Below are 12,115 nucleotides of genomic sequence, written 5' to 3' on the forward strand. Positions count from 1 at the left end.
CACACCTTTTATTATTAATTATTTATAAGTTAACTTCATTAATCAGAATGGCATATATTACATCTTAGCTTGCGCCGCCCTGATTGACTCAGTTACGTTTGCAAACGCCCCTAAAACACACGCATTCTAACTCTACTCTGCCGATTGCAATACAGCTTTTGCTTCCTAGCAAGGCTTGTAGTGATCAACTAATCTCGGGCATCGTTTTAAGTTTTCGGCCGCTACTGCTGGTGCCAAGCCATCATTAAACTGGAGTGGTCTACACTTATACCACTCCATCAAGTTAGCAAGTCACATCGTGCATCTCTTTTCGCCGAGTCAGTTAACCAACACTCGACACCCACTCTGCCTTTAGCTTCTAAACAATCGCTCCATTGGCACATTGTCCCAGCAGCTTCCGTGGAGCCCCATGCTTTTCTGCATCCGATAGCACTGCAGGCGCAGACGAAATAGACCTATTTTAAAGCAGCCGGTGGCAATGCCATGTTGCTGCCACAACATTCCTTAGAAAATATTTAATTTCGGTAGATCTAGGTATACAACTCACTATTGCCAGATCCGTTAAATATGGATAACAATTATTCATGGTCAGCAGTAGTTAAATCACTGCTAAGCCCCCGCCTTTAGGTAGCCGATGTTATCCAGTCGACGAATGTTAGCTGGCTTTAGGTGGGTGATTTTTTCAGGTGGCGAATGCTATCTACCTATCCTCGGGCTTCAGGGGATCGGATGAATGATACGGCCGCATTTGCGGTCCAATTCCACCTGATAAAACATCCAGCCACGGCTGGAGTGCGAGACCAATATGTACCTGTCCCCACTTGCCTGCGCTATGCTAAAAGCAGGCTTCCCAGCATTAATGCATGTTGAACACGTATCAAAAGCCACAAGCCACGCAGAGCAAACCATCCGCAATAAACTTAGCGATGACAAGTATCCGATCCCTTCCACTTTAGAAGAAGGCAGACGAACCTTCAGCATCTGCGATGTTGCTAACTATATCGAAAACGTTCATCTCCTAATTAACCAGAAAAATACTCGACGTGGGCGCCCAACCAAATTAAAAGCCATGCTGATGGCTAAGCAAGATGCAGTACCTCCATTAAATATTGAGTACTGACATCATGGCCGATACCAATCTACTTGAGCGGCTAGCCGAGATGACTGCGCGTGGCTTGCAGTCTAGCCAGACGCGCATTAAAGCAACGGGGTCGATTCAGGCCCCCAAACTATGGCTTCCAAAAATGGTTGGTAGCGCACCGAACGCGCTCCTCCGCTCATCATTATTTAGCACATCAGCTAGAAGCAAAACCAATCTAAAGGAAAGCACACCTGTGTGCGCCTTAGGAAAGCACCACATCATCTGTAAGGGAGCTAAGCTCGAGCAAGCCGACTTAGATGTCTGGCTTGCCGTGTTTGAGCACTTTAAAAGTATCGATTCTCAAACATGCAAAATTCCAGCAGCAGCCATGCTAAGTATGTTGAAACGAGGCGATGATGGGCGAAACCATGCACTCTTAGCTCGCCGACTTTCTCGCCTAACGAATGCCACACTTCAGGTTTCTGCTGGCTCACCAATCTATGAGGGATCATTAATAGATTCCTGTGTTAGGAATCCAGATAGCAAACGTTTTGAGATCCAGCTCAACTCTGAATTGCGATCGCTTTTTGGTCGTAATGAATGGACAGCGATTGATCTAAACATCAGGTTTGAACTTTCAGGCCACCCTTTAGCGCAGTGGTTACACGCTTTTTATTCCACTCACGCTAACCCCCTCCCTTATAAAATTGACACCATCCATTCCCTAAGTGGCAGCACCAATCGCCACATGGCGGGTTTCAAGCAAGAGTTAAAAAAAGCACTTGCCGCAGTACATTGCGCAGCCATAAAGCATGGCAAGTCATTCGAATATGCTATCGATGAAAAAGTGCATATCAAGCATGATTTTGGCAAAGGGCGCGCGCGAAAAAAGAGCAAGAATAGAGTGCTAGAGCCGGTGCCGAGCCACCGTGCGCAAACATATTTTCTCCGCGCACAGACATATCGTTCACCGTGCGCGCACATTACAAGCCCCGTGCGAGGACATAGCCCAAGTGACACGAAGGCATCCTCTAGCGCTTGTAATGACTGGCTTGAGGACAAGCCAGATTGGCGGCTAATCGTTATTAATCAATTAATAATCGTAGCCCGCCGGCAAGCCCAAAGCGCGCAGGCCCAACCCTTTGGGCCGAAGGGGGCCCACGTAAGTGGGTCTGAGGCCAACAGGCCGATAGACGATGAGTGTGCCAAGCACGAATCGCGGGGGGGCCGACCACGCCCCAGCGTGAGTCGGGGGCAAAGCCCCGGCGTCGGAGCGAAGCGCGCGACCATCCAGATTGATGGTCAGGCGTCCAGCCTGTCCCCCGCAGGGGCAAGTGTGGCTATGCCGATTTCTGCGAAGGCAGAAACCCGAAGGGCGAAGGCTAACGGCCAAGTCGGCGCGCCAGCGCAGCATCCAATCTGGATGGTCGCGCGCTGCGAGACGACGACGCCCCAGGGTTCGGCGAAGGGCGTTCAGCCCGAGCAAGACCGGTTACGCGTCCAGCGGAAAGGCGCATGGCGACTAGGGCTTGGCACCAAACCCAGCTTTTCAAATCACCATCTTTATGGTGAGCATCTGCTCTGCGCATCTCAGCGCTTAAACCAGTGCGCTCTTCGCACTGACGGCGCACTCACCAAAGCACGGAGGAGCGCATGATGACCTCTTCCGTTCGCAATCCTCGAAGCTCAACCGCCAGTCCCTTTCTGCGTGGGCTTGAGAAGAATGCCACGGTCATCAGTTGGCTGTGGCGATGGCATTATTCGACTAATCAAGTCACCGCCGAACTGCTGGCCTCCAGTGCCGCCGTAGCGCGCAATCTAACGGCTCGCCTTGAGAAAGCCGGCCTACTGCGCCGTGTCGAAAGTGATGAACTGCAAGGCGCGAATTTGTGGATGCTGACCCTGGATGGCTGCAGCGTAGCCGCTGAGCTGGATGACTATCTGCCTGCCCACTACGACACTCGCCCGAGTACCATCGATCATCGCAAGGTACGGCACGAGGTCTCACTCCAATGGTTCATTGCTCGCGCCCAAGCCCAAGGCAAGATCCACAGTCCGCTGCCGGATCGACTGTTGAGGGCCAATGCTAATAGCTATGAGAAAATCTCAGACTGCCTCTGCATTGACGCACATGGCAACCGACTGAGCATCGAGGTCGAACGAACGGAGAAAACCAGCCGCCGGCTCGACTTATTTTTGTGGGGACTGCTGCGGCAACTACAAGCCAACGAAGTCCAACAAGTCATCGTCGTCACACAGATCCGCGGACTGGTCGAACGCTACCGAGCAACACTGACATCACCAGACGGCATCATCCGCTGGCGCAAGGACAACATCGCCAACAAATGGGTCTCTCTTGATGCCACACGCCCTGCACCAGAATTGATACGGTGTATCAGCTTCATTCATGAGCCAGCCATCAATGCTCCGCTTCACCCCTACTCGCTTACGCATGGCAGAAAAAAGCGTGCGGAAGGTGCAGCATGAAAACTAGCTTCGGGTATATGACACTAATGCTCGCAGTCCTCATTCTAAGTGGCTGTGATACTCAGACAGACTTAGCTTTTCAGCGGGGATACGTCGCAGGACAAGCCTCCATGCTCAAGCTTGCAGCAGCAAACGAGGCCGAGATTAAATATCTCAGAAAAACTCAAGAAGAGGCAGCTTTTGATGCAGCCTGCACTGCAACGCTTACATGCAGCATTGCTCGTCGCTTAGGAGGAATGACAACCTCTAGCTCAACGACACAACCTGACCCCGCCAAGTTTAAGTACTACACCTACATACTGCGAAATGCAGATGGCATGGTATCCGGCACTCTGCTGGCAACAGCATTGATATTTTGCTTATGGCTTCTGATAAAACGACGACAACTTCGACTAACCCAAATAGCCATGCTGATAAAGACGGAGCAAGCGATCCACAAAGATCTTTCCGCTGAGAGTGCTAATCTGAAACAACAACTGCTGACGCTGCGTGAAGCTCAGCAGCTCGCGGCTGAAGGGCTACAAGCAGCCATGGCCGGCCTTAGACTTCGCCAAGAAAGTATTGAGGCCCAGAAGAAAACAAAAGTAAGGCTGGAGAAAGATATTGCGGAGTGCAGGAAGACGCTTGTCACGCTAAAAGGCACTTATGCCGCACAAGGAGCCCCTCGCTCCACTGTACCGCCACACTTGATGGCCAAAACAATATTTAGCACCTAATGAAGCGGCGACGTGCTGGATACCTTCCATCAGAACTCAAGAAGGTCGTTTGGTCGCCCGACATGGGTACCTTCCAGTGCAGCGATCTGCGACTGCGCATAAGTGACTGGGGATGCACCACTGAAAACAAGCCAGGACACAAGCTCAGGATTTGTTACGGAGGTGAACCGAGCCATGTCTCCGAGGTTCTCCCGTGCGAGCGCTACACGCTTCAGATGCTTTTTGAGTTTGTCTGGTTTGCCTTTTATCTCATCGCCTTGGTACTCAGAGAGTTGGGCGGCGACTTCCGAGTAGTTCCGGGCAAGTGAAAGATCCTTGCATTCGACTATGAGAACCTGATTGCGGTCTGAGCGCCAAGCTAGCAGATCGATATCGCCAGGATCTGTTGTTAGGTTTCTCCGCAAAATTTCCGGAAAGCCGATGCCATGCCGAACAGTCCATCCTGCCTCGCGGAGATCTCTTTCTAAGGTCTTTTCGAACGAGAGTCCTTCCCGAGCTTCCCCCAGCCACTCGTCTCTCATCCCTTCCGTGCGGAAAAACTCCCGTTTGAGCCTCCCTGTATGCGCTCCTTCGAAGACGTACTTCAGCGACGTGTGTAGGAGCCCTGGCGCTACGATCACCAACGGATCATCGCTTTCGTCTATCTGCAACATCGGGCGAGCAGCAACTGACAGGCGGCGACCAAACCGCCAAGGATAGATTTCGGAAAGTTCAAATCCGCTTGGCACCTCTTCCCACTTCGGGCGTGTACTCAGCACGAACTGGTGGAGGAATGCATCAACGACCTCACTATCTAATCCCGCCGACTTGCCAGCAGCCTTTAGATCACTCCATTTCATCTCGAAAATCGCAGCGTGTTGCTCCATGCCGACCGACTCAAGTGCTTTGACGAAGCAAAGGCCGTCTTCAACCGAAAAGCTCATTTCCTCCTTCCAAAATGCAAGGAAGGTCTCGAGTTTGTAATCGACCTTGGCATCGTCAGTACGATCGTCGTCGGCCACGTCTTCTAACTCATCAGTCTTTGTATAGTGCCGCTCGAATCGTGCCGCATGCGCTTCGAATCGCTCATTGGTAGCCTTCGATAACAGTGGTTCGAGCACTAATTCCCCGAGCTCGTCGCGGAAGAGCAGGTCACCTAGTGGGGAGATAATGACAACAGCAGGCAGTGCGCCGAAGCGCACCGCATCTGACATGCCTCCGATGCGAAAGAGCAGTGAGGCACGTGCAAGTAGCCGACTGAGCGCCATGTCAGAGGCCTCAGTCCCTCCGTTTGTGGGGCACGTGCAGAGGGCCATTTCGGTGACTAGTCGGGAGGTCAGTGCCGCACCGGCATAACGTCCTAATTGCTTGGCAATCGTCGCATCAACACCGTCTTCCCCAGCATGCAGGCCAAGGACGGCAGCGGCTGTGCGATGCCATTGGCTCTCACCGCCGCGTGCTTGCTCACAGTTCTCGAGAAGGCGCATAAGGATCTTCTTGCGATCAAAGCGGGAAAGCTCGATCTGCATATCATTGAGAAGCAAAGCAACCACGCCGTTGAGGAGCTTGCCCACCGCCTTCTTGCCCTCGTAACGTGCAGGTGCATCGGCCGCAACAGCACGCCATCCAAGCTCAATCCGGGCAGCGCCCGACTCGACGTGCTCGACGGTCAGAAGCTCTCGGGTCAGTGAGTCGCGCACATAGTCGCTGAAGTCAAACGTCTGCATGAGGTGAAAGCTGCGCGCTGTATCATTGGGAACCGCCATCTGCTCGACTGCGTTCGCATTTTCGAATGGCGCATCGATCCGAAGAAGGGTGGCAAACGCGGTGCCAAGTGCACGTACAAGAGCTCGCTCTGCACGGTTGTACGGCACACGAAAGCCGGCAAGGTACCCGTCCTTGAACACCACTCGAAGCGCTCCCTGTTCACGCACACGCTCCAGTCGCCAGAATGTATTCAGATCGAGGGGAATCTCCTCATTCTCGAATCGGCCAATATCGTCGCTACCTGCAAAATGCAGATAGACCTTTACTGATTTTCTGGTTGTCCGTTCACCAAAAGTTTCCAGTGCCTCGCTAACCCGTCCAATCCATGTCCGTACCATTCTGGCAAGCTCAATGATGAGTCCGCGATCTTTCATGTCGGGTGCTTCAATCGTCACCCAGAGATTGCTCTGTCCCTCATACACACAGGTCAGACGTTTGGCCTCAAGCTCATCGATGGAGACGTAGCATTTTCGTTCGCGTTCGGTCGGGAAGAAATCCTCCGCTGACGACCGCATCACCCGGTGCCATTTGCCACTGTTGTCCTTGGTACGGTGCCGGTCAAACCCTACATCCGCTGCCATGCGCACATCACGGAGCATATTCAATGGAATCATCAGCATCAGCGGGTGCTCGGGCGAAATGCGCCCCTCCATCAACTGGTCGTGGGGAACCATGTGGCCGTCATTGGCACGTACCCAGCCGAGAAGATTGAGCATGCCATTGACGTTGATGAGTTGCACACCGGCTCGCGCAATTGTTTCTTTCGCATCCTGCACACGCCAGAAGGCAAGCGGGGACATCTCAACTAGCGACCCTATACGGACAAAATCCGCGCAAGACATCCACTCGAACTGCCATCCTTCAGGCAATTTTGGTGCCGTGCCGGCAAAGCCCGCACCCCAGCCACAACCGACGCGCACGACAATGCCGCGCTGAAAGCCGGGCTGGTCGGCAATTTCAATGGCGCTCTTTGTAACGCCGACGTCGAGGAAGTGCGAGGTCTCCTCATCAAGCCGAACCATGCCGCTAAAACCTGTATCTGGATACTGCTGCATGGAGGGCAAAACGAATTGGAGCATCATAAAGTGGCCCACATCAACCGAGGAGACGACGGTCGCCAACCGGGTCGTCTTATGCTGCCCCCAGGACAACATCAACCGCTCGCCGCTGCCGAAGACCGGAGTTTCGAAAAAGGTACGCGCATGGGAATTGGCCAGTGCCTTGTCGAGGTTACTCAGCTCCCCTGTCCGCATGGCGAAGGCCATCACCGCATGGCGAAGAGCGATAGAAAGGGCCGTAGGCAACACAACGACAAGGCCGTCCCGTATGCGTAACAGCGGCCGCTGCTCTAGCATTCCCGCCCCGGGCAACTGGCTGCCGAGCGAGGGGATCTGTTCGTGATTGAGAATGAAGGGAGCAAGGTCTGCGACCGCAACATCCGCCGCCCGTAGCATGCCATTAGTCAACATGACACGTGAGCGGAGCACGCCCGCATCAAGACCGCCGGTATCAAGCGAGTCGGGGGCGTTTTCAACACCGGGCTCGAAACGGTGGAGACCAGAGCGGGCACAGACAACGTCCGAGAGGCGAAGAAGCGCCTGTACGGCTCGTCTGAGCGGGCGATAGTGGCCAGCATCAGGCATATCAAAGACAATGTCGACAATCAGCTGTGTATAAAATCCTGCAGCCTCCCACACTCCTTCCAACACGCGGTAATCGCCCCTAGCATTCCCAACGAGGGAGACGAACACATCTTCTGGCGGGTCCTCCCCACTGACACTGTTCGACGCGCCGATGGCTGCATGCCAGCGCTGTGCATCGTCGACCATGGCAACCTGCTGGCCTTTACAGTAAATGAGGGCAAGGGCAGCGAGGAGCTCAAATCGCAAGCACTCGGACTGGTGTACAGGGAGGGTGAGAAGGCTGGCGAGCAAAGCCACTGTGCTATCCCGTTCGAAGCTGGCGAGTTCGGAGACAAGCTCTGCGTTATCCTGCGCAACATCACTGAGAGAGTGCTTGAGGTCTACCCAAGCGGCCTTCTCGTGCATTGCCTCAAGGAGGGTGTCCAAACTCGGCGAAGAGAGAGGCTCGTTCACGTGCGGCTCCAAGTAAGGGGTTGTGCTAGCCTGAGTCTACGAAGGACGGTAATAACGTGACTGGGGCAATTAAAAAGCTCAAGCGTCTGTTCTTGGCCGAAATCGGGCAAGAACAGACAGCCAACGTAAAAGTAAGCGGCCTGCGCGGCTTTTTGCGGAGATCAGCTTGAATGCGGGGTTGAGCCAAGGCGTTGAAATTGGTAGATGAAACGGGCTCACAATTAACTTTCGAAATTCATCATTGCCACCATCTTTTCAGTGATTTCAGAGGATAGCTTTGTCAGGTGTGCATGCCGTTGCATTAGCTCAATAAACATCGGATTCGATGCGTCTGCAATACCCAGAAGAGCTTGATTAAGAGTTCTCTCGGCAATTGTTTGTAGCTCCTGCGTCATCGACGTTATGTAAGCGTTATATTCATCAAATGTCATTGCGCTAGCCTCAGTACATTAATTCATCGAACTCTTTAAGTTTCCCTTTGCTGGCCTTATAACTCTCGTATGCTCGCTTGTAGTTTTCACTTGAGAAAAGGGAAAGCGCAAACTCGCACTCAACCCAGACTTCTGTGGACGCTCCGGTTTTCGCGGCTTCATTTAATTCAAGACTCCACCAAGTACGCTTAACGATGAAACTATCTATACCACTTTAATTCGAGCGCTGGATAGAAATGTAGTCCCCTGCTCGCGGAGTCTCTGGCCGACGTCAGATAATAAGAGCTCATCTACATTGATATTCTTACACTTGGAAGAAGAAATAGTGTTCCACTAATAAACTGTCGCCAGCAAAGCTCTAGTGGAAATATTTAAGAGAATAATGCCTAGGAAGGTTGGCCTGAATAAATCCGTAAAGACAAATCCCATTACTATGAATCTTTTCTGCGAAAACCGTGTGGATAACTCCCTACGGGTTTACCCACACTGATTCACAGCACGAACCTTCAGCTCAAGCTTTATTTTTTAAAACATGAAAAGCCATGAACTTTATCGTATTGATTGTAGCCATAGACCAGTGTTTGGCACTCACCAATGACCCCACCTGTTTCTGCTGATTTTAAGACAGTTGAAACTACCACCATTCCAGGCAACGGACCTGCATTAACGACAACCGGCTGCTGAGTATCAAATGGAATACGCTTCACTGGTCTCACCTCATCTGCCGAAGCAAAAGTTACGGTTAGTCCCACCAATAATCCCATCAATAGTTTTTTCACTGAACTTCATCCTTAAATGATCACGCTATTTTTAGTCATTAATCGAATCATCAGTCATCATGACTATCCATCGAAAGTAAGCTTAAACTTAAACCGGATCGATCTTCTCGGATCCTATCTACGCCACACCATTCAACCTTCCAGCGTTTACTTTTAGCTCCCAGCGTCATATCAACTTGCCTTTTCTTGAGATAGCAAACCACTAGCGCAACGCAAAGAATAAAAAGTATTACGCCACTCATATCTCACCTCCATCCTAAAGCTGCAGGGCTCGGCAAAGCGCCGCTACGAACACTATAGTTTGTAGCCCCATAGTGTTCAATAGGGCCTTATCGTTCTCTTTGAGGGGACGGTACAATGGATCTGAAACAAGCTTTTGGCTTGGCTCTAAAAGAGATACGTATCGAGAAAGGTCTAACTCAGGAAGACTTCGCTATAGTCAGCAGCCGAACTTATCTGAGCATGTTAGAGCGCGGCCTGAAGTCACCGACACTAGAGAAGATCGAAGATATCTGCTCGGTACTTGACGTGCATCCACTCGTACTTTTAGAGAAGTGCTACGCGTACCTCGAAAAGTCACACAAAAGCTAACCATTACATACCCAGAGTCAGCAAAATTATGGCTGTGCATATCAAAATACACAGCCCACCCAGCATAGACAGTGGATAACGCCCATCAACCCTCTCAATATGCATATAAAAGTCAATCAGCATGGCTGCCGTCCACATAGCAGGGCCAAGGCCGCGCACAGGGCCGAAAATTGCCAATAGTGCGGCTAAGTGAGTGACAAAAATGAAGTGCAGATAAGGCCACTTATCTTTCTCTTTCATTTCCGGACCGAAGTACCACGAGCTGAATTTCTCAAGCATTTGCCTACCTCTCCTTGGCTATCTACTTCAACTTCAGTGCTAAATCCTCAGCCCTTGGGTGGTAGTACCGCATAAGCATGCGTGGATCTTTGTGCCCAGTAATCTTGGTCAACTCATGCAATGGAAAAATGCTCGCCAACCTAGAGGTCGCCTCATGCCGCAAGTCATGAAAGCGTAAGTCCATCAAAAATCGTTTATCCGACTCAATACCCTGCTCTTCACATCTGACTTCGTACAGCTTTCGCGCTCGCTGACGCGCACGATCAAACGCTCTCGTGATGGCATCCGACCTAAGATTAAAAACTGGGCCGCTAGATTGCTGAAGCCTCTCTAGTACCGTGATTGCTTTGGGTGATAGAGGAACATCGCGTGAGCTACCGTTCTTAGTCTCGGGCAAATGTACAAAGCGACGCTTTAGATCTACATGCTCCCACTGCATATCTGCAATCTCACCTCGACGCATTGCCGTTTCAATAGCTAGGACAACAATCGTAGGCAAGAGATCTGACTGTGAGGCCGCAATAACAGTATCCAGCTCATTTGCACCAATACCCTTGGTCGATTGAAGCGCATGATCGTCTAGCCTGCGCGATCTAGCATTGTTCGGCTGCGGCTTTCGGATTAGCGCAACAGGATTGGTAATGCTCTCCATACGCCACTCTTTGCGAGCAATCGTAAAAACATGCGAGATGAAAGCTATACGACGTAATACCGTCGCCGGCTTCAGTGTTTTCAACCAGTCATCACGTAAGCTGGCTATATCGGAACTACGAATAGAGGACATAAAGCGACTAGCTAGTGGCAAGGCACTCCAGATATTCGCCAGATAGATTTCCTTCTGGTATCCCCGTTTTTGAGCGCTAACTTCACGCGTGTAGCGATCAATGCAAGCCTTCAGCGTGGTCGACTCGGCTTCAACGCGGCTAATGAAACCACCCCGATCCATGTCGCGCTCAATATCACGCGCCCATGCCTCCGCTTCACTCTTGGTATTGAATGTTTTGACTTGCGCGGGATATCCCTTACGAGCGATACGAGCCTGCCATTGCAGGTCTCCTCGCTTACGAAATGACGCCATGACGTATCCTCATCTTCCAGAAGTATATTTGGACAGAAATTGGACAATAAATCGATAACTGAACGACAGACGGCGCTTTATTAACGCTAAGCTGCTGATTTTATTGGTGCCGGAGATAGGAGTCGAACCTACGACCTTCGCATTACGAATGCGCTGCTCTACCAACTGAGCTACACCGGCTTAAGGCGGGATGGAGATTTTAACGGTGCCCACTGGCGCTGACAAGCCGCGAAATCATATCGCCGCGAATGCTCAATTCAATGCCTCTGCCAAGCGCTGAAAAAATATATTGGCCTCGCCCTAGCGAGCTAGCTTTGTCGTGTCTATGCTTTTTAAGCACAGGACACGCCCACCCCGGGCGCATGGCAAGGAGGCCACCTTATGCGTATCTCATCGCGCGGTTTTAGCTTAATTGAGCTGATGATTGTTGTCGCCATTATCGCGGTGTTGTCGGCGGTAGCAGTGCCGCAATACCAAGACTACTTAACTCGGGCGCGATGGTCAGTGAATCTCACCCAGGTTGAGCCTTTTAAGCTCGCAGTTGCTGAATGTTTACAGCAAGAAGGCGGACAGGCCACCGCTTGCGACACCGCAGCAAAAATTGGTCTAACTGCACTACCAGCTCCGCAGCACAGCACAGGAGCGCTAACTTTAGCTAGCAGTGGCACCGACACGATAGTCGCCACCGTAACAGGCAATGCTAAAGCTGGTGATTGCATGGTGACACTCACCGGCACACTGGCCAACGACATGCTGAACTGGACATTAGCCAATGTGGCCAATGGCGCGATAGATGCTTGCACTCGCCAGCGCACCGGCGTGTAGGCAGTA

11 protein-coding genes, 1 tRNA gene and 1 pseudogene are annotated in these 12,115 nt (G+C 51.7%); 6 read left to right on the top strand and 7 right to left on the bottom strand.

Annotated features, from left to right (window positions below; all coding sequences use genetic code 11):
• Positions 1-165: 165 nt before the first annotated feature.
• Positions 166-453: pseudogene (locus ACFQ0F_RS06800) on the bottom strand (hypothetical protein); the annotation flags it as partial.
• Positions 454-805: 352 nt separating this feature from the next.
• On the opposite strand from ACFQ0F_RS06800, the gene ACFQ0F_RS06805 reads away from it, so the two are divergent.
• From ACFQ0F_RS06805 to ACFQ0F_RS06820, 4 genes are all read left to right on the top strand, one after another.
• Complete coding sequence (locus ACFQ0F_RS06805) at positions 806-1,120, top strand: hypothetical protein (protein ID WP_379070481.1); 315 nt, start codon at positions 806-808, stop codon at positions 1,118-1,120.
• 4 nt (positions 1,121-1,124) lie between these two features.
• A complete protein-coding gene (locus ACFQ0F_RS06810; RefSeq protein WP_379070483.1) occupies positions 1,125-2,738 on the top strand; it encodes a hypothetical protein in 1,614 nt (537 codons plus the stop codon).
• Complete coding sequence (locus ACFQ0F_RS06815; RefSeq protein ID WP_379070486.1) at positions 2,735-3,568, top strand: hypothetical protein; 834 nt, start codon at positions 2,735-2,737, stop codon at positions 3,566-3,568. The genes ACFQ0F_RS06810 and ACFQ0F_RS06815 overlap by 4 nt, the downstream gene beginning before the upstream one ends.
• Positions 3,569-3,678: 110 nt before the next feature.
• Positions 3,679-4,284 (top strand): hypothetical protein, encoded by a 606-nt coding sequence (locus tag ACFQ0F_RS06820; RefSeq protein ID WP_379070489.1) that lies wholly within the window; start codon positions 3,679-3,681, stop codon positions 4,282-4,284.
• A gap of 29 nt (positions 4,285-4,313) precedes the next feature.
• Here ACFQ0F_RS06820 and upx read toward each other — a convergent pair whose 3' ends face one another.
• The 3 genes from upx to ACFQ0F_RS06835 all read right to left on the bottom strand — a co-directional run bounded on the left by upx (position 4,314) and on the right by ACFQ0F_RS06835 (position 9,336).
• Positions 4,314-8,126: an anti-phage protein Upx gene (upx, locus tag ACFQ0F_RS06825; RefSeq protein ID WP_379070492.1), complete on the bottom strand. Its 3,813-nt coding sequence runs from the start codon at positions 8,124-8,126 to the stop codon at positions 4,314-4,316.
• Between the two features lie 221 nt (positions 8,127-8,347).
• On the bottom strand, positions 8,348-8,557 hold the full coding sequence (locus tag ACFQ0F_RS06830) for a hypothetical protein (protein WP_379070495.1): 210 nt from the start codon (positions 8,555-8,557) through the stop codon (positions 8,348-8,350).
• Between the two features lie 518 nt (positions 8,558-9,075).
• Positions 9,076-9,336 carry a hypothetical protein gene (locus ACFQ0F_RS06835; RefSeq protein WP_379070498.1) on the bottom strand — a complete coding sequence of 87 codons (261 nt, stop codon included), beginning with the start codon at positions 9,334-9,336 and terminating at the stop codon, positions 9,076-9,078.
• 357 nt (positions 9,337-9,693) lie between these two features.
• Between ACFQ0F_RS06835 and ACFQ0F_RS06840 the strand changes: the two genes are divergently transcribed.
• Entirely contained in the window at positions 9,694-9,927 is a 234-nt protein-coding gene (locus ACFQ0F_RS06840) for a helix-turn-helix domain-containing protein (protein WP_379070501.1), read from the top strand.
• Positions 9,928-9,930: 3 nt separating this feature from the next.
• Here ACFQ0F_RS06840 and ACFQ0F_RS06845 read toward each other — a convergent pair whose 3' ends face one another.
• The 3 genes from ACFQ0F_RS06845 to ACFQ0F_RS06855 form a co-directional block, all read right to left on the bottom strand.
• A complete protein-coding gene (locus ACFQ0F_RS06845; protein ID WP_379070504.1) occupies positions 9,931-10,206 on the bottom strand; it encodes a hypothetical protein in 276 nt (91 codons plus the stop codon).
• Between the two features lie 22 nt (positions 10,207-10,228).
• Positions 10,229-11,284, bottom strand: coding sequence for an integrase (locus tag ACFQ0F_RS06850; RefSeq protein WP_379070507.1), 1,056 nt, complete (start codon positions 11,282-11,284; stop codon positions 10,229-10,231).
• Positions 11,285-11,388: 104 nt separating this feature from the next.
• Positions 11,389-11,464, bottom strand: a tRNA-Thr gene (locus tag ACFQ0F_RS06855).
• Between the two features lie 201 nt (positions 11,465-11,665).
• Between ACFQ0F_RS06855 and ACFQ0F_RS06860 the strand changes: the two genes are divergently transcribed.
• The gene (locus ACFQ0F_RS06860) at positions 11,666-12,109 is read left to right on the top strand and encodes a pilin (protein WP_379070510.1); all 444 of its coding nucleotides are present in this window, start codon (positions 11,666-11,668) and stop codon (positions 12,107-12,109) included.
• Positions 12,110-12,115: the final 6 nt, after the last annotated feature.

This window comes from Paraperlucidibaca wandonensis (assembly GCF_042677145.1).
Taxonomy (GTDB): Bacteria; Pseudomonadota; Gammaproteobacteria; order Pseudomonadales; family Moraxellaceae; genus Perlucidibaca; species Perlucidibaca wandonensis.